The 18507-nt window shown below is 32.9% G+C and carries 16 protein-coding genes; 12 read left to right on the top strand and 4 right to left on the bottom strand.

All coding sequences use genetic code 11. The features are described 5' to 3' along the window. Nucleotides 1-52: 52 nt before the first annotated feature. Entirely contained in the window at nt 53-1735 is a 1683-nt protein-coding gene (asnB, locus tag DK508_RS06255) for an asparagine synthase B (RefSeq protein WP_109299883.1), read from the bottom strand. Between the two features lie 260 nt (nt 1736-1995). Here asnB and DK508_RS06250 point away from each other — a divergent pair, with 260 nt between their 5' ends. Further along, nucleotides 1996-2529, top strand: coding sequence for a DUF2911 domain-containing protein (locus tag DK508_RS06250; protein WP_109299882.1), 534 nt, complete (start codon nt 1996-1998; stop codon nt 2527-2529). A gap of 2657 nt (nt 2530-5186) precedes the next feature. Here DK508_RS06250 and DK508_RS06245 read toward each other — a convergent pair. Further along, a complete protein-coding gene (locus DK508_RS06245; RefSeq protein ID WP_109299881.1) occupies nt 5187-5816 on the bottom strand; it encodes a 7-carboxy-7-deazaguanine synthase QueE in 630 nt (209 codons plus the stop codon). Between the two features lie 120 nt (nt 5817-5936). Beyond that, entirely contained in the window at nt 5937-6392 is a 456-nt protein-coding gene (locus tag DK508_RS06240) for a RidA family protein (protein WP_109299880.1), read from the bottom strand. Nucleotides 6393-6501: 109 nt separating this feature from the next. Here DK508_RS06240 and DK508_RS06235 point away from each other — a divergent pair, with 109 nt between their 5' ends. The 9 genes from DK508_RS06235 to DK508_RS06195 all read left to right on the top strand — a co-directional run bounded on the left by DK508_RS06235 (nt 6502) and on the right by DK508_RS06195 (nt 14395). Next, nucleotides 6502-8037 carry a helicase HerA-like domain-containing protein gene (locus DK508_RS06235; RefSeq protein WP_109299879.1) on the top strand — a complete coding sequence of 512 codons (1536 nt, stop codon included), beginning with the start codon at nt 6502-6504 and terminating at the stop codon, nt 8035-8037. Between the two features lie 42 nt (nt 8038-8079). Further along, a complete protein-coding gene (locus tag DK508_RS06230) occupies nt 8080-8646 on the top strand; it encodes a hypothetical protein (protein ID WP_109299878.1) in 567 nt (188 codons plus the stop codon). Nucleotides 8647-8656: 10 nt separating this feature from the next. After that, entirely contained in the window at nt 8657-9025 is a 369-nt protein-coding gene (locus DK508_RS06225) for a cupin domain-containing protein (RefSeq protein WP_109299877.1), read from the top strand. Continuing rightward, nucleotides 9022-9861, top strand: coding sequence for an alpha/beta hydrolase (locus tag DK508_RS06220; RefSeq protein WP_109299876.1), 840 nt, complete (start codon nt 9022-9024; stop codon nt 9859-9861). The genes DK508_RS06225 and DK508_RS06220 overlap by 4 nt, the downstream gene beginning before the upstream one ends. A 21-nt stretch (nt 9862-9882) precedes the next feature. Next, a complete protein-coding gene (rluF, locus tag DK508_RS06215; RefSeq protein ID WP_109299875.1) occupies nt 9883-10749 on the top strand; it encodes a 23S rRNA pseudouridine(2604) synthase RluF in 867 nt (288 codons plus the stop codon). 80 nt (nt 10750-10829) lie between these two features. Next, the gene (locus tag DK508_RS06210) at nt 10830-11402 is read left to right on the top strand and encodes a hypothetical protein (protein WP_109299874.1); all 573 of its coding nucleotides are present in this window, start codon (nt 10830-10832) and stop codon (nt 11400-11402) included. Between the two features lie 50 nt (nt 11403-11452). Beyond that, entirely contained in the window at nt 11453-11899 is a 447-nt protein-coding gene (locus DK508_RS06205; RefSeq protein WP_235016301.1) for a VOC family protein, read from the top strand. A 142-nt stretch (nt 11900-12041) separates the two neighbouring features. Next, nucleotides 12042-13034: a sterol desaturase family protein gene (locus tag DK508_RS06200; RefSeq protein ID WP_109299873.1), complete on the top strand. Its 993-nt coding sequence runs from the start codon at nt 12042-12044 to the stop codon at nt 13032-13034. Then, nucleotides 13031-14395 (top strand): aldehyde dehydrogenase family protein, encoded by a 1365-nt coding sequence (locus DK508_RS06195; RefSeq protein WP_109299872.1) that lies wholly within the window; start codon nt 13031-13033, stop codon nt 14393-14395. The genes DK508_RS06200 and DK508_RS06195 overlap by 4 nt, the downstream gene beginning before the upstream one ends. 20 nt (nt 14396-14415) lie before the next feature. Here DK508_RS06195 and DK508_RS06190 read toward each other — a convergent pair whose 3' ends face one another. Beyond that, complete coding sequence (locus DK508_RS06190) at nt 14416-15216, bottom strand: bifunctional 2-polyprenyl-6-hydroxyphenol methylase/3-demethylubiquinol 3-O-methyltransferase UbiG (RefSeq protein WP_109299871.1); 801 nt, start codon at nt 15214-15216, stop codon at nt 14416-14418. Nucleotides 15217-15436: 220 nt separating this feature from the next. On the opposite strand from DK508_RS06190, the gene DK508_RS06185 reads away from it, so the two are divergent. Both DK508_RS06185 and DK508_RS06180 read left to right on the top strand, forming a co-directional pair. Next, nucleotides 15437-16825 carry an ATP-binding protein gene (locus tag DK508_RS06185; RefSeq protein WP_109299870.1) on the top strand — a complete coding sequence of 463 codons (1389 nt, stop codon included), beginning with the start codon at nt 15437-15439 and terminating at the stop codon, nt 16823-16825. Nucleotides 16826-16832: 7 nt separating this feature from the next. Continuing rightward, nucleotides 16833-18497: an FAD-dependent oxidoreductase gene (locus DK508_RS06180; RefSeq protein ID WP_109299869.1), complete on the top strand. Its 1665-nt coding sequence runs from the start codon at nt 16833-16835 to the stop codon at nt 18495-18497. Nucleotides 18498-18507 lie beyond the last annotated feature (10 nt).

The following is an 18507-nucleotide window of genomic DNA, read 5'->3' as shown; positions in this document are numbered from 1 at the left end:
TACAATCTCAATTAAACTCAACTCTCAGCTAATAATAAACTGATCTCTTTAATTATATTGTTACTAAGGCATCATATGCCTCTTCATGTACGTTGGCCACTGCTCTTCCGCTTGGATCATTCATGTTTTTAAACGCTTCGTCCCATTCTAAAGCTATTTTTGTACTACATGCCACAGATGGTTCTTGAGGAACACTTAATGCAGCTGCATCACTTGGGAAATGACCTTCAAATATCGAACGATAATAGAATTCTTCTTTATTTTGAGGGGTCTGAATAGGGAACCTAAAGTGGGCGTTTGCCATTTGTTCATCAGACACTTCTTTTTCTACCATTTCTTTAAGTGTATCTATCCAGCTATACCCTACTCCATCAGAGAATTGTTCTTTTTGCCTCCAGGCAACACTTTCTGGTAAATATGATTCAAAAGCTTTACGGATTACCCATTTTTCCATTCGTTCTCCATTGATCATTTTATCCTTTGGATTAATTCGCATTGCAACATCCATAAATTCTTTATCCAAAAACGGCACTCTACCTTCAATTCCCCATGCTGCCAAAGATTTATTAGCTCTTAAACAGTCATACATATGTAATTTATCTAGTTTACGTACAGTTTCTTCATGAAACTCTTGAGCATTCGGAGCTTTATGAAAATACAAATACCCTCCAAAAATCTCATCAGCACCTTCTCCTGATAACACCATCTTAACTCCCATAGATTTTATCACTCGTGCCATTAAATACATAGGTGTCGAAGCTCTTATGGTAGTTATATCATACGTTTCAAGGTTATAAATTACATCTTTGATAGCATCCAAACCTTCTTGGATAGTAAACTTAATCTCATGATGAACTGTCCCAATATGATCCGCGACTTTTTGTGCTGCGGCCAAATCAGGAGATCCTTCTAGTCCAACAGAAAAAGAATGCAATTGCGGCCACCAAGCTCCCTTAGTGTCTCCGGATTCTATACGCTTCTCTGCATATTTTTTAGCAATAGCCGAAGTAACCGAAGAATCCAATCCTCCAGACAATAGTACACCATACGGTACATCAGACATTAATTGCCTATGCACAGCCGCTTCTAGGGCATCTCTAAGTTCATCAATACTTGTTTGATTTTCTTTAACCGCTTCATAATCTGACCAATCGCGAACGTACCATTTTTTAATTGTATCATCTTTACTAAAAAGATAATGACCTGGAGCAAACAATTCAATTTTTGTACATACACCTTCAAGAGATTTTAGCTCTGAGCCCACATAAAAAGTTCCATTTTGATCCCAACCCATATATAAAGGTATAACCCCCATATGATCTCTTGCGATTAAATACAGATCATTTTCAACATCATAGAGCGCAAAGGCGAAAATCCCGTTTAATTCATCAATAAAATCAGCCCCTTTCTCTTGATACAATGCCAATATTACCTCACAATCCGAGTCTGTTTGAAAATCATATTTACCCTCAAATTGTTTACGAATTTCTCTATGATTATAAATTTCACCATTAGCGGCCAATACCAGTTTTTTATCTGCACTAAATAATGGTTGTTTTCCAGAAACCGGATCCACAATAGCTAATCGCTCATGAGCCAATATTGCTTTTTCATCTGCATATATACCATTCCAATCCGGACCTCTATGACGAATTTTTTTTGACATTTCTAATAATTGAGGCCTTAACACCTCTGCATCTTGCTTTAAATCAAAAGCACAAACAATTCCACACATATTCTTCTTTTTCTATTAATTGAGAATTCAAATATGCATATATGATTACAGAATAAAAACCAAAAACACATTATACATTACACATTATAACAATAAAATCATTCATTATTATGAACTGAAACTATTTAATTAAAGAACTATAGATAAACTATCAAATTGTTATTCTGAAGATTTAACACAATTTATAGAAACGATTAACATTTAGCTTACGAGTTGGCGTATATCTTTACGACAGTATATTCGAAATTTAAAAAAGTATTATGAAAAAATCACTCTTATTAATTGCAATTATGTTATTTGGTGCGTTATCAACTGTTAATGCTCAAAAATTTGCTGGATTACAAAAAAGCCCAACAGACATTTCTTATGCGAAAGTTGATAGAAATGCTAAACCAGAAATCAAAGTGGTATACAGTAGACCTCAGAAAAAAGGTCGTGAAATTTTTGGAAACATTGTTAAATATGACAAGGTGTGGAGAACTGGAGCAGACGAAGCTACCGAAATTAAGCTATTTAAAGATGTAAAAATGGGAGATAAAACAGTAAAGGCTGGCACATATTCTCTATACACTATTCCTGGTGCAAAAGAATGGACTATTATCTTAAGTAGTGATCTTGATAGCTGGGGAGCTTATTCTTATGACAAAGGAAAAGATGTTGCTCGTGTAACGGTACCCATTTCATCAGGAGATGCTTTAGAAGTTTTCTCTATTGCTTTCAAAAAAGTAGATAAAGGATATCATATGGTTATGGGATGGGATACTACGAGAGTAGAAGTTCCTTTTTACATGTAGAACTTACCGAAAGTACCGCATAAAAAAACAGCTTGGAAAATTCAAGCTGTTTTTTTAATGCCCTAAATTGATGATTTTGATTATCCTTATATGCACAAAAAAAGGATAATTATACTGTCATTTATCTACCTATGAATTGCATTACTTGATGCTCCTGGTAGTTCTCCTAGAAATTCCATTACAATTCTAAAAGTTAATCTGAATTTAGTGTAAAATAGCCCCATATCTTTATATTAAATTAATATTAAACAAATATAACATTCAAATAATGTGATGTCAATTATTTTAAACGATTTTAGATATAACAAGAGATTTTATCGATAACAAACACAAAATTTAATTCAGTGTGAAATTTCCCCGTAAATTGTTGTTGTTTTTTACTAGGAGAATGGGGTGATTTCCCCAAAAATTTCACAATTATTTCACATTTGGTACACATACTATCTTTTGCTTTTTATATAGAATACAAAAAACATGTTATCTATGAATTGCATTACTGCAAGCCGATGGTAAATCCTTCAAAAATGACTTTAAAGCCTTAATATCAATTACCAAAATACCGTATAATAGTTTCATAATTATTTGATTTATAATTCTTTGAACAAAGATACTGTCTTGGTATCCGTGGGTAAAAAAATTAACATTTTTAATACCCTATTTTAGCTAAAGCATATTTCGAATACGACAAAATACACAAATCACATATACACTTGTTAATTCTTGAAGAAATATCCTACTCTAATTAATGCATTTTTAGGGGGATTTTCCCCTAAAATATCTACCCGCCATAATAAAAAAGTTGCGATCCTTTTCCCCAAAAGTGAACATACCTCAACTGCAATAAATTGCACCCTATTAAGTACCTTATTTATCATTATTTTTTTATTCAGTCTACAAAAAAAGAGACTACACCATTTGGGGACAGTCTCTTTTTTTGTAAAATAAATATTTTAAATTTCCTGGCTGCATTATGCCATATGCACAATATTACTTACGCATTGCATTTCCTGATGCTCCTGGAAGATCCTTGATAAATCCAATAAAAGATTTAATACCAAGCCCTATAGTTATAAAAAACCTATTCATGTGTGATTCAATTAAAAATTAATTGGTATTAAATTTAGTCAAAGAAATCGAAAAAATGAAGTGCTACGCATAATAAATTTTGTTTTTTTGACAAACCACAAATTAGATCGAACAAAAACATATTTATGATAAATAACCTACATGCTATTGAAGTTTTTTCTTACAAATAAAAAGAGATTGTTTTGCAACAATCTCTTTTTACCATTGTATTACAATGATTTACACCAATAAAATTTAAAATCACTTATGTTCTCTTGGTGCTAATATTTATTATTTACGCATAGCATAACGCGATGCGCTAGGTAAATCATTTACAAAACTTATAAACGTTTTAAAATTTAATCCAAAATAAGTGTAAAATTGCTTCATAGCATATTGATTTAAAATTACTTATGTAAATTTAACCACCACACTATCTTATGTCAAGTAAATGTTAAGTCAATAATTAAATAATCGTTACAAAACTTAAAAAAATCGTTAAAACGCAATTTTTGTGTTAAAAAATTTACATAAAATGAGTTTTTTCTTTCTTATAATAATTTATATTCAGGAGAAATCTCCCTAGAAGTATGGTTTAACCACAGTTTACCGCCTATCATATACTTGTAATTTTATTTAAAAAATTCGAATACCGTAATTAATCTAAGTTTTTATGGGAAAATATAGTCCTTTTGGACTGGGAAAGTAATTTCTAAAAGCCTATATAACTAAATAAGAGATTGTTCATGTATAACAATCTCTTATTCGAGGGGGCAAAACATCAATTATTTTGTAATAATTAGGTCTTTTCATTTTATCATATTATTTAGTGATTCATAGCATACCTTGAAGCTCCAGGTAAATCCTTTAAAAAACTGATAATAATATTAAATTTTAATCCGAATATTGTAGTAATAGATTTCATAACTTTTAGTTTTTAATTTATATCTACAAATTTAGAGGATATCTATCTTGTTTAGTAAAAAAATCGATTATTGATCCCTGGGATCGATTTAAATGCTATTTACCTTCGATGAATGGTAACTTTATCTTTAAATTACATATCTAAACTAGATATTTCTTTATATCTCAATAGTATTTAAGAGATCTTTAAATACTTATGTGTATGAAAAGAAATTTTACATACCGTAATCAATCTAAGTTTTTTATGGTAAAATAGCCCTTCTTGGGCTGGGAAAGTAATTTCTAAAAGCCAATATAACTAAATAAGAGATTGTTCGTACTCAACAATCTCTTATTCTGGGGGCAAAACATCAATTATGTTATAATTTAGTCTTTTCATTTTATAGCATTATTATTAGTGATTCATAGCATACCTTGAAGCTCCTGGTAAATCTTTTAAAAAACTGATAATAACATTAAATTTTAATCCGAATATTGTAGTAATAGAATTCATAGCTTTTAGTTTTTAATTTATATCTACAAATTTATAGGATATCTACCTTGTCCAGTTAAAAAATCGATTATTGATCCTGGGGATCGATTTAAATGCCATTTACCTTCGACGAATGGTAATTTCATCTTTAAACCAGCTCTCAAACCGTATATTTCGTTAAATTGTAATTGATTTTTTAAGGGATATTCAAATACTTATGTGTTTGCAAAGAAACTTTCCATTTTGGATTTTGCATTACATAATCTACAATTAAAGGAACTATCTTTTCGCGAACACTCCATTCGGGTTGTAAATATAAAATGCAATTATCAGAGACTTTTGCTGCCTGCTCTTCAGCAAATTCGAAATCACTTTTATTATATACAATACATTTTAGCTCATCTGCCTTATCATAAATCTCTTCTTGTGGGAGTTTTATTTTTTTTGGAGAAAGACAAACCCAATCCCATAATCCCGTTAATGGGTAGGCCCCAGAAGTTTCTATATGCGTTTTGGCTCCTCTATCTTTTAACCCTTGTGTTAAATAGGACATATCCCAAGTTAAAGGCTCTCCCCCAGTAACCACTATAACCTTACTATACTGTAAGGCTTTCTTTACTATAAGATCTGTATCTGTTGGCGGATGTAAATCTGCATTCCAACTCTCTTTAACATCACACCAGTGGCATCCTACATCGCACCCTCCTATTCTCACAAAATATGCGGCAGTTCCTTTATAATAACCTTCTCCTTGGATCGTATAAAACTCTTCCATTAGTGGAAGCATTTTACCCTCATTAACTAATTCTTGAATTCTCTCTTGCATAAGGCGACAAAGGTAATTAATAATACATTATGAATTCAGTATTTAAAACCTCGTTTTTAAGACAATTCTAATGCAAAACACAAGTTTGTCTAACTAGCATTATTCTTTAAGATTAGCCCTTTATGGTTTTACAGCTATGCATTCAATCTCTATCTTAGCTCCAACAGCTAAACCCTTTGCCGCAAAAGTGGTACGTGCAGGTTTTTGAGGGAAGTACGTTTTATACACTTTATTAAATGCTGCAAAATCTTTTATATCAGATAAAATCACTGTACATTTTACCACATCTTTCATATCCATTTTATGATGTTGTAAAACGGCCTTAATATTTTCTAAAGTTTGTTTTGTCTCAGCTTCAATACCACCTTTTGCTAATGTCCTTGTTTTATGATCCATTCCAACTTGGCCTGATAAAAAATACAAATTGCCAACTTGAACGATATCAGAAAATGGAGCACCAGCCTTTTTTGGTTCATGTGTTTTATGAAAGATAGCATTATCTTTAGCATTTTCAGATTGCGCATTGCAACTTAAAAAAACTGTAAAAAGGCAAATAATCGACACTATTTTTTTCATAGATATGGTGTATAAAAACTAATAAGATAAATTTACTTGACATTAAAAGTAACTTATAATTTCAATAGAAAAGTTAAGATTCATATTTTTATCAAAAATAATATCAATTATGAGCGATAATCAGGCATTTCTTGATCATATTAATAAAGGGTATACTACCAAAGGAGATTTTCTAACCATGGGAGCTGCTATGCATAATGGAGAAACGATAACAAATGCGCATGTAAAAATACCGTTAAAAACATTAAATCGACATGGATTAATTGCGGGAGCCACGGGTACAGGTAAGACTAAAACTTTACAAATACTTGCCGAAAATTTAAGTGAAAAAGGAATCCCTGTATTACTCATGGACATAAAAGGTGATTTAAGTGGTATTGCCGCTGCAAGTCCTGGGCATCCCAAGATTGATGAGCGTCATGAAAAAATCGGAATTCCCTTTGAAGCTAAAAATTTTCCGGTAGAATTACTTTCTTTATCAGAGCAAGATGGTGTTAGGCTTAAAGCTACTGTAAGTGAATTTGGCCCTGTTCTATTATCCAGAATTCTTGATGTTACCGAGACACAGGCAGGAATCATTGCTATAATATTTAAATATTGTGATGATAATAAACTACCACTACTAGATCTAAAAGATTTAAAAAAAGTTTTGCAGTTCTCTACTCGAGAAGGAAAAGAAGAACTTGAACGAGATTATGGACGCATCTCTACTGCATCAACGGGTTCTATTTTACGTAAAATCGTTGAACTAGAGCAGCAAGGTGCTGATTTATTTTTTGGTGAAAAATCATTTGATGTTCAAGACTTATGTCGAGTAGATGATAATGGACTGGGAATAATAAATATTATACGATTAACAGACGTACAAGATCGTCCAAAATTGTTTTCAACCTTTATGTTAAGTCTTCTTGCCGAAATTTATGGAACTTTTCCTGAACAAGGAGATAGCGGAAGACCCGAGCTAGTTATTTTCTTAGATGAAGCTCATTTAATTTTTAAACAGGCCTCTAATGCTTTGATGGATCAAATAGAAAGTATTGTAAAATTAATACGATCTAAAGGCGTTGGATTATATTTTGTAACACAAAATCCTACTGATGTTCCAGATGGGGTTCTTGGGCAATTAGGCTTAAAAGTGCAGCATGCGTTGCGAGCATTTACTGCAAAAGATAGAAAAGCTATAAAATTAACAGCCGAGAATTATCCAATTTCTGAATATTACGACACCAAGGAAGTGCTAACCTCATTAGGAATTGGAGAAGCTTTAGTATCTGCATTAGACGAGAAAGGTCGCCCTACTCCTTTAGCAGCAACGATGTTAAGAGCACCTATGAGCAGAATGGATATACTTACTCCTAATGAATTAAAATCACTACTTAAAAAGTCAGAACTAAGTTCTAAATACAACGAGGACATAGATAGAGAAAGTGCTTACGAGATCTTAACAGAGAAAATTGAAAAAGCAGAGGCTGAAGAAGCTAAAGCGATAGCAAAAAAAGAAAGAGAAAAGTTAAAAAGAAGCTCTTCTAGTTCGCGATCAAGAAGCAGAAGAACGAGCACCACAGAAAAAGCAGTTATAAAAGTATTAACAAGCGCCACATTTATTAGAGGTGCTTTGGGGGTACTTAATAAGTTATTAAAATAATTTACGTTTAAGTAGCAGACACAAATTATCAATTTATTAGCCATGACAAATAATTTTTTTCAAATACTTTTAATTTCGATACTCTTTTTTAGTTGTCAAAAGGAAGTTGAACAAGATCCTTTTGAAATCTCTAACAATCGAGTAGGTCTCTTAACTAATGAGGTTAAAGTACACCAATTAGATTCAATTTTCGCAAATGATTCTATTGCAAAAAGGGTTTCCGGAGATCAATTTTTAAGTGCTTCAAATGAAATAGAAATCTATGAAAAAGGCGGGGAGAAACTTTTAGTTCTTGAAGCCAGAAAAGAATCTGATCCCACATCAACAATAGGAAGTATTCAAATTCTAGATCCTAGATACAAAACTGCTACTGGGCTATCTTCTAACAGTATTTTTAAAGATGTTAAGGACGCTTACAGCATTTCCAAAATTAATAACACATTAAGTACTGCTGTTGTTTTTGTAGATAGTATTCAGGCATATTTTACCATTGATAAAAAAGAATTACCTAGAGATTTTCAATATACTACAGATATAAAAATTGAAGCTTCTCATATCCCTGACTCTGCCAAAATCAAACATTTTTGGATTAGTTGGAACGAAAATTAAGATTAAAATCATGAGTAAGAAGTATAAAATTCAAACAACACCCTTTGTTGTTCCAACTACAGATGGTAAATTAATTGAAGAACATTTTGGGAAAGCAACAGATGGGAACTCTGCAGTTAGTATTGCACATATGATTGCTCCACCTAATTGGAGTGAACCATTTCAAACTCCAGAATTTGATGAATACACCTATATAATTAAAGGTAAAAAGCAATTTATTATTGATGGAGAGAAAGTTATTTTAGAAACAGGTCAATCTATAAAAATTGAAAAAAACACAAGAATACAATACTCTAATCCTTTTGATACAGAATGCGAGTATTTAGCCATCTGTCTTCCAGCATTTACTGTAGAAGCTGTACATCGCGAAAGTGAATGAGAGAGAGATTTAAAAAATATCTACCCGTACTAATTGGAAAATATTTCCAACTACTCTTTTTCTTTTCTCCCAAAAGAGCTATAAGAAAAGCCTATATTCTTTTTTGCACACCTCAAAAAGGAAAAATACAGCCAGATCAAGAGTATTTTCTTGAAGAAGCCGAAGACGAAATAGTAATGGTAAATGACACCTATATCCAAACCTATCTTTGGCCTAGTTTAGGAGAAACAGTATTAATGATACATGGATGGGAGAGTAATGCGCATCGTTGGAAAGGATTAATTCAAAAACTGCAAGAACAAGGATATAACATAGTAGCGTTTGATGCACCAGCCCATGGCAATTCTTCTGGAAAAATCCTGAATGTTCCTTTATACACACAATGTTTGCAGAAAATGGTGGAGCTATATCGTCCTAATCATTTAATAGGCCATTCGGTTGGTGGAATGACCTTAATATTTCATCAGCATAGTTTTCCAAATCAAGAAATTGATAAATTGATTGTTTTGGCGCCTCCAGCAGAACTTGCCCGAATTATGAAAACATACCAAGGTATTTTACGGTTATCAAAAAAATTTATGACTGCTTTAGACGAATACTTTAAGAACAAACACGGTTTTTATTTTGAAGAATTCTCTGTCGCTGAGTTTTCTAAATCCTTAACATTACCTGGTTTACTCATTCATGACAAATACGATGAAGTAGCACCATATTCTGAAGCGGTAAGTATTAGTAAAAACTGGAATAATGTACAATTTAACACTACTGAAGAATTTGGGCATTCATTATTTTTTGATGAAGTAGATGATATGATTATTGATTTTTTGAAAGATTAATTTTTATAGCCACCTTTGCATGTGGAAAATTCTAAACTCACCAGACTTAATAAATACCTTAGCGAAGTAGGATATTGCTCTCGCAGAGAAGCTGATAAATTAATAGATCAAGGTCGTGTAACTATAAATGGAGAAATTCCTGAAATGGGAACCAAAGTAGCTACCGATGATATGGTTCGTGTTGATGGAGAACTCATCACAGAGCCTAAAGAAAAACATGTATACCTTGCCTTTAATAAACCTGTTGGTATCGTATGCACTACTGCACAAAATGAAAAAGATAACATCATTGATTATATCAACTACCCTAAGCGTATTTTCCCTATAGGAAGATTAGATAAGCCCAGTGAAGGATTGATATTCTTAACGAGTGATGGTGATATTGTAAATAAGATTTTAAGAGCTAGAAATAATCACGAAAAAGAATACGTAGTAACTGTAAACAAACTTATAAATCCACAATTTATAAAACGAATGGGCAATGGTATCCCAATACTTGATACTGTAACCCGAAAATGTGAAGTAGAACAAATCAGTAAGTTCACTTTTAGAATTATACTTACTCAAGGGCTTAATAGGCAAATTCGTAGAATGTGCGAGGTTTTAGGATACGAAGTTGTTACTCTAAAAAGAATTAGGATTATGAATGTATCTCTTGATGTACCTGCTGGACAATGGCGCTATCTAACCGATACAGAGCTAAAGGAAATAAATACCGATGTAGGAGACTCAAGCAAAACCGAAGAAGCGTCAATCATTAAGGATTCTCAACCCGAAAGAAGGAGATCTTCAGGAAATCATTCTTCCAAAAAGAACAATCGTGACAATCAAGCAAAAAGAGAAACACCTAGGTCAAAGGTTAGAAAACGTAGAGATCGTAAGCGTTAATTAAATACTAATTTTCTTCCTGATAGATTTATTACATTTTCAAAATAAGTAAATTACTAGTCATACAATTTTTTGATAATATGAAACAGCTAGTTACTTCCTTATTCCTTTTGGCACAAATAATAGCCGTGGCGCAATACTCATATGAACCTTCTCAAGAACACCCTTTTGGACTGCCCAATCCTAATGCACCAAAAGAAATTCAAGATTTCGCACCTCTTATAGGGATTTGTGATTGTCTATCTATTACCCGTAATAAAGATCAAACTTGGGCTGCACCCAATAAAATGAGTTGGAAATTTAAGTATATTATGAATGGTATGGCCGTGCAGGATGAAACACTTAAAGAAGATGGTAAACACTCGGGGAGCATAAGACAGTTCATTGCAGACAGTAGCAAATGGTATGTACACTATTATTCATCATCTGCCCCAACTACGGTGCTATCTGCCTGGGAAGGAAATAAAAAAGAAGGCAAAATCATTCTATATCGTAAACAAAAAGCACCAAATGGGATGGATGGGTTTTATAAAATTAATTTTTATGATATTAAAGAAAATGGATTTAAATGGTTAGGAGAATGGGTGAATACTAATGAGTCCATTTCTTTTCCCACCTGGAAAATAGAATGCACTAAAAGAAAAGAGAAATAATAACAGGAAAATGCATCTTGATATTTGAAATAAAATAAAAACTAAACTAATTGAACTCAAAATTTATTGTGAACACTACTTTATCTCCATTTCATCTTGCAATACCCGTTGATGATTTAAAAAAAGCAAGAGATTTTTATAATACCACTCTAGAACTAAGAGAAGGTCGAAGCAGTGACCATTGGGTGGACTTTGATTTTTTCGGACACCAATTAGTAATTCATTACAAGCCAAATACGAATCTTAAAGGTAATCACAGTAATGCAGTTGACGGAAAAAATGTCCCTGTACCTCATTTCGGTATCATATTAGATTGGGATACATGGCATGATTTAGCTAATACACTTACTGAAAAAAACATAGATTTTATTATCGAACCTTACATACGATTTAAAGGAGAAATAGGCGAACAAGCTACCATGTTTTTTATCGATCCATGTGGAAATGCTTTAGAGTTTAAATCTTTTAAAGATAGGGCTCAACTTTTTGCAAAATAAAACCTGTTTTGGATTACAAATCCCTTTTAATCGATAGACAATCGTTAAAAAATCAATTTTTTAATAATTACATCGCGATTGTTAAAGAATTACTAAAAAATCTTATTATATTCTGCCCTTATTCTAATAGAACAAAAAAAGAATGGATTTCACAAACCCCTTAGTCTACGGAGTACCTTGCTTTCTTGGGTTGATTTTGCTTGAACTTACCTACAGTAAAACGCATGATCATAAAAATCTTTATGAATGGAAAGATCTTGGCGCCAGTTTATTCATGGGCGTAGGTTCTGCCGTGTTAGCACCTTTAATCAAAACTATTTCTGCGATTGTAATTTTCAACTACGTTTATGATGTTTTTAATCCAGAAATTGATGGGATTCGCACCAATATACTCGGTTGGAAATCCTTTGGCTATGCATGGTACATTTGGCTAATATGCCAATTACTAGATGATTTTACCTACTACTGGTTTCACAGGCAAAATCATATGGTTAGAGCACTATGGGCTGCACATATTGTACATCACTCTTCTGATAATTTTAATTTGGGTACTGCAGTACGCAATGGGTGGTTTACCATATTATACAAACCTTTATTTTATATGTGGTTACCTGCAATTGGGTTTCCTCCAGAAATGGTAGTTGTTTGCCTAGGTATAGAAGCTCTTTGGCAATTTCAGTTACACTCAGTGTATATTCCAAAAATGGGATTTATCGAAAAGATTTTTAATACACATACTATGCACCAGGTACACCATGCCAAAAACATAGAATATATGGATAAAAACCATGGTGGATTTCTTAATATTTTTGATAAGATTTTTGGAAGTTGGAAAGAATTAGATGAAGATATAAAAGTACAATACGGTGTTACACATGCACCTGATTCTTATAATCCTTGGGTTATATTAACTCATGAGTATAGAGATATTTGGCTTGATACTAAAAAATCAAAAAACTGGTATCATAAGTTTATGTATATTTTTGGTCCTCCGGGATGGAGTCATGACGGGAGTACCCTGACCGTAAAGCAAATGCAACGAGAATTGGAAGAGAAAAAAAAAGTCGAAAAACACAACCAAAAAAATATTCATGAGACTGTAGATTTTAAAACCCCAGAACAAGTCAAGCTATGAATTATCAAAAAATTATAGATCAGCAACGTAGTTTTTTTAACTCGAATGCTACTAAAGATATTTCGTTTAGAATTCAAGAATTAAAACGTTTAAAGAATGCTTTAAAAAAAAATGAAGCCTTACTTTATGAAGCCATTTATAAAGATTTTAAAAAATCTGAATTCGAAACCTATGTCACCGAATTATCAATAATTTATCACGAAATAGATCTTGCTCTCGTAAAAGTTAAAAAATGGGCTAAAAAGAAAAAGGTTTCAACTAGCATAGTTAATCTACCCGGAAAAAGCTATATCATACCTGAACCATACGGCAGTGTTCTTGTTATCGGAGCTTGGAATTATCCTTATCAGCTATCTATTTGTCCTGCAATTGCTGCAATTGCTGCAGGATGCACCGTTGTTCTTAAACCAAGTGAGATTCCATCAAATACCGCGGAGATCATGGCAAAGTTGATCAATCAAAATTTTGATCCAAAAATCTTTAAGGTAATCGAAGGTAGTGTAAAAGAAACAACAGAATTATTAAGCATTAAGTTTGATAAAATATTCTTTACTGGAAGTGTTGGAGTTGGAAAAATCGTCTATCAAGCTGCAGCAAAACACTTAACTCCTGTTTGCTTAGAATTAGGAGGAAAAAGCCCTGCAATCATTACTAAAGATGTAAACGTTGATATGACCGCAAAAAGATTGGTTTGGGCTAAATTCTTAAATGCGGGACAAACTTGTATAGCACCAGATTATGTATTGGTCTCTTCTTCTATACATGATAAACTTCTCGCAGCAATAAAAAAACATATCGAGAAATCTGATTATAAAGTAGAAAATCAAAATTATACCCAAATCATTAACACCAAAAACCTAGATCGACTTAATGATATGATTGATCCCCAAAAAGTATTTATTGGTGGCAAAGGCAATGAACAAGATAGAGTAATTCCTCCTACGGTTCTTACCGATGTTGAATTTTCGGATAAAGTAATGCAAGAAGAGATTTTTGGACCTATTTTACCCGTATTAACATTTGACACAATAGATGAGGCCATAGAAAAAGTGAAACGATTTTCTAAACCACTCTCCTGTTATGTATTTACCAAAAACAATTCAATCAAAAAGAAAGTCTTGAATGAAATTTCTTTTGGAGGCGGAGCAGTAAATGATGCTGTTATGTATTTTACTGAACAAAACCTGCCATTTGGTGGTGTTGGAGATAGTGGAATTGGTAACTATCACGGGAAATATGGTTTTGAAACATTTTCACACTATAAAAGCGTTTTACAAAAACCGTTTTGGGTAGAACTCGATCTAAAGTATGCCCCTTATAGTGGAAAGAAACTTAAATGGTTGAAAAGACTTATTGGTTAAATATCTCTCTATTAAAGATTTTAGAGTGTAGCCTTTATTGCAAATAACAACGGATATAATTTATCCTTAGTTACGTACATTCCTTTTTCTTTTTCAATCAATCCTGGAAATATTTCGTAAGGTGAAGCATCATGTTCCTCAAGAGATTCTATTGTAAGTCCAGCTTTAGAAAGAGAAGAAATTACTTCGCCTAATCCATGATTCCACCCATATTCTTTACTAATCATGTTCGAATTTGTATCTGCATATGTTCCCTCATATTCTTCATAAATCACTTCCTTTTGATTATACCCATATTTAATTACAGGTGTTTTCTCTAAATAATCAAACATCCATACTATAGGATGAAACTCTACAATATAAAAAACTCCTCCCGGTTTTAATCGTTCTGCGATCATTTGTGCCCATGGCATTAGATCTGGCAACCAACCTATCACTCCATAACTTGTAAACACAATATCAAATTGATTTTTTATATATAATGAAGTATCTAGCACATTGCAGCACACAAAATTTGCATCTAATTCTAATTCAGAATTTAGTTCTTTTGCCAAAGTAATAGCATTCTCTGAAATATCAACGCCAGTACATTTGGCTCCCATCCTACTCCAACTCAATGTATCTTGACCAAAATGACATTGTAAATGTAATATTGATTTCCCCGAAACATTACCTAGAGCCTTTAACTCATACTTCTTAAGCGAAGTCTCGCCCTTTTTAAAAGAATCCAAATCATAAAAATCGCTTTTTGCATGTACTCCCACTTTATTATCCCAGGTTTGCTTATTTGTTTCGAAATATTTTTGAAATTCTTTAGACATGATACTTTTTATATTGGATTATATGAGTGTAATAATTTAGTTCAAAATCTAAATATAATAAATTGTTTCACATTCAAATGCATAAAGGCCTTTTACCCTTTATTAAGGAGTTTTGCAGACCAATTTTACGCGATATATGTTTTAAAACTTTATAAAAACCTTATGAATTGTGTAATTTAGGAATATTGCAAAGCGATTTTTTATTACCTAATTTTAGAAGATGAAAATCACTCCTCACGATCTTAAGGAAATACCCGATTTTATTAATGTTCCAAAAGAGCAACTACAATGGCTAATTGACAATTCTAATATTCAAACATTTAATCAAGGTGAGTTCTTTTTTAGTAAAGGAGATAGTATTGACAAACTATCCATAGTTCTTGAAGGAAAAATTGAAATTAAGTTTGAACAAAATGGAAGTTACAAGATCATAGGGCAAATTAAAAAGAATGGCATTTCAGGGTTACTTCCATTTTCAAGGATGAGCTCTATAATGGGCTATGGTGAAGTTGTTGAAGACACAACAGCTCTTTTCTTAGACAAATCATTTTTTAAGGAAATGATTTCTAATTATTATGAACTTACTGAGAGCCTGGTACATAACATGACTTCTAGGGTACGCGAATCCACAAAAAACAATGTGCAATCAGAAAAAATGATGGCGCTAGGAAAGCTCTCTGCAGGACTAGCACATGAACTTAATAATCCTGCCTCTGCCATTTTAAGAAGTGCTAAAGCATTAAAGCAGCACCTTGGTAATGTTCCTGAAAAGTTTAAAAAAATTACTTCAATTAGAATATCAGAACATGAAGTAGATGGTATAAACAACATTCTTTTCGACAAGATTAATAATCGCCCAGAAAATAATATGAAACTCATTGAGCGTAATGCGAAAGAAGAAGAACTTGAAGAATGGTTAGAGGACCATGGCCTTGAGAACGCATACGAACTTACGGAAACACTTTTAGATTTTTGTATGGACGTAAAAGGAATGAAAGAGATTTATGATATTACTGGAGAGCAAAATTTCCCTCATGCTATTGAATGGATCGAAAATGTATTAACAACCGAAAAAATGGTTGATGAGATTGAAGAAGCGTCTGATCGAATATCAAATTTGGTACAATCTGTTAAAAGCTATACTCATATGGATAAAGCCATCGAAAAAGTAGCCACAGATATTCATTTAGGCATAAAAAGCACGTTAACCATGCTTAATCATAAGCTGAAAAAGAAAAATATTGCTCTTGAAAAAGATTTTGAAGAGAATCTTCCTGCGCCTAAAATATTCGTAAGTGAAATTAATCAGGTATGGACAAACTTAATTGACAATGCTATTGATGCAATGGATCATTCGGGAATATTAAAAATCAAAACTCAAAAAGATAATGAATTTATTAAAATAGATATTACTGATAATGGTCACGGAATTCCTAAAGAACACCTGCACACTGTTTTTGATCCTTTCTTTACTACCAAAAGTATCGGAAAAGGAACAGGAATGGGGCTTGAAGTAGTACAACGTATTATTAATCAGCATCAGGGAGACATAAAAATTGTTTCAAAAAAAGGGGAAACTACATTTACAGTTTGTCTACCTATTAATTAATTTGAATATGAAAAAACCAATCATTTTTGCGTTGGATGACGATCCACAAGTATTAAGAGCTATCACAAGAGATTTAAAAGCAGAATATCGATCGACGTATCGAATTATGAGTACTGACTCTGCGAATGATGCACTTGAAGCATTAATAGATTTAAAAAAGAAAAATGAAACCGTGGCTTTATTTTTAATCGATCAACGAATGCCAGAAATGCTTGGTGTAGAATTTTTAACCAAGGCCAAGCAACATTATCCTGAAGCTAAAAAAGTATTATTAACTGCTTATTCTGACACCGACGCTGCCATTAAAGCTATAAATGACGTACAGTTAGATTATTACTTAACCAAGCCCTGGAATCCCCCTGAAGAAAAACTGTACCCTACCTTAAATGATCTTCTTGATGTCTGGCAAGTTAGTTTTCAACCCGAGTTTGATGGCATTAAAGTTATTGGATATCAGTTTTCTCCAAAATCACATGATATCAAAGATTTTTTATCTGGTAACCTATTCCCATTTCAATGGTTGGATGCCGAAACTAGTGAAAAGGCAAAAGAAATTATCGATCTATATAATCTATCTCCAAAGGACATGCCCGTGATTTCGCTTCAGGACGGAAAATGTTTTAAAAACCCAGAAATTGTTGAACTTGCTACAGCGCTAGGGCTAAATGCGCAACCTAAAGATAGCCTATACGATGTAGTTATAATAGGCGCAGGACCATCTGGGCTCGCAGCAGCGGTTTATGGAGGATCAGAAGGTTTAAAAACATTACTTATCGAAAAACATGCTCCTGGTGGACAGGCAGGAACAAGTTCTAGAATAGAAAATTATTTAGGATTTCCTAATGGATTAAGTGGACAAGAGTTAACGCATCGAGCTATCACTCAAGCCAAAAGGTTTGGCATCGAATTTCTATCTCCTCAAGAGGTTACTTCTATTTCAGAAAAAGATGGTTATAAAAGTCTTACCCTAGGAGATGGAAAATGTATACGTACTAAAAGTGTTGTTATTACTACAGGGGTAAACTATAGAAAACTTGAAGCAGAAGGTATCGATACCTATACCGGTGCCGGGATATATTATGGCTCTTCAATGACAGAAGCGCAAGCATGTAGCAATAAAGAAGTATATATTGTTGGCGGCGGTAATTCAGCAGGGCAATCTGCCGTATACCTATCCAAATATGCGAAAAATGTATATATTATTATTAGAAAGAAGGACCTATCCAGTAGTATGTCTAGCTACTTGATAGATCAAATAGACGCGATAAATAACATTACTCTTATTGACCATACCAACATCACCAAAGCTGAGGGGCAAAACGAACACCTTTCAGCCTTAGAGCTCACTAATAATCAAACCTCTGAAATCAAAAAAGTACCAGCCGATGCTTTGTTTATTTTTATTGGAGCAAGACCATATACTGATTGGGTTCAATTGGATATTATCAAAAACGAAAGAGGTTTTATTGAAACCGGTAGAGATCTCACTCAATATGCCAATTTTAAACAAGTTTGGAAAAAAAATCGAGAACCTTTTCTATTAGAAACATGCAGCCCTGGTATTTTTGCTTCTGGAGATGTTCGAGCAGGAGCCATGAACAGAGTAGCCTCTGCCGTAGGAGAAGGAGCCATGGCTATTAAATTTGTTCATGAGTACCTTGCAGAGATTTAATTTGTTATAT

The organism is Aquimarina sp. AU474 (assembly GCF_900312815.1).
In the GTDB taxonomy this organism is placed as follows: domain Bacteria; phylum Bacteroidota; class Bacteroidia; order Flavobacteriales; family Flavobacteriaceae; genus Aquimarina.
Note: the sequence above shows the minus strand (reverse complement) of the source record. Positions and strands in the feature narration are given on the sequence as shown.

Excerpts from the sequence above, each read along its gene's own strand:
- DK508_RS06240 (WP_109299880.1), bottom strand. The coding sequence starts at position 6,392 with ATGAAAAAAATAGTGTCGATTATTTGCCTTTTTACAGTTTTTTTAAGT.
- DK508_RS06210 (WP_109299874.1), top strand. The coding sequence starts at position 10,830 with ATGAAACAGCTAGTTACTTCCTTATTCCTTTTGGCACAAATAATAGCC.
- DK508_RS06180 (WP_109299869.1), top strand. The coding sequence starts at position 16,833 with ATGAAAAAACCAATCATTTTTGCGTTGGATGACGATCCACAAGTATTA.
- DK508_RS06220 (WP_109299876.1), top strand. The coding sequence starts at position 9,022 with ATGAGAGAGAGATTTAAAAAATATCTACCCGTACTAATTGGAAAATAT.
- DK508_RS06230 (WP_109299878.1), top strand. The coding sequence starts at position 8,080 with ATGACAAATAATTTTTTTCAAATACTTTTAATTTCGATACTCTTTTTT.
- DK508_RS06225 (WP_109299877.1), top strand. The coding sequence starts at position 8,657 with ATGAGTAAGAAGTATAAAATTCAAACAACACCCTTTGTTGTTCCAACT.
- DK508_RS06195 (WP_109299872.1), top strand. The coding sequence starts at position 13,031 with ATGAATTATCAAAAAATTATAGATCAGCAACGTAGTTTTTTTAACTCG.
- DK508_RS06200 (WP_109299873.1), top strand. The coding sequence starts at position 12,042 with ATGGATTTCACAAACCCCTTAGTCTACGGAGTACCTTGCTTTCTTGGG.
- DK508_RS06190 (WP_109299871.1), bottom strand. The coding sequence starts at position 15,216 with ATGTCTAAAGAATTTCAAAAATATTTCGAAACAAATAAGCAAACCTGG.
- asnB (WP_109299883.1), bottom strand. The coding sequence starts at position 1,735 with ATGTGTGGAATTGTTTGTGCTTTTGATTTAAAGCAAGATGCAGAGGTG.
- DK508_RS06245 (WP_109299881.1), bottom strand. The coding sequence starts at position 5,816 with ATGCAAGAGAGAATTCAAGAATTAGTTAATGAGGGTAAAATGCTTCCA.
- DK508_RS06250 (WP_109299882.1), top strand. The coding sequence starts at position 1,996 with ATGAAAAAATCACTCTTATTAATTGCAATTATGTTATTTGGTGCGTTA.
- DK508_RS06185 (WP_109299870.1), top strand. The coding sequence starts at position 15,437 with ATGAAAATCACTCCTCACGATCTTAAGGAAATACCCGATTTTATTAAT.
- DK508_RS06235 (WP_109299879.1), top strand. The coding sequence starts at position 6,502 with ATGAGCGATAATCAGGCATTTCTTGATCATATTAATAAAGGGTATACT.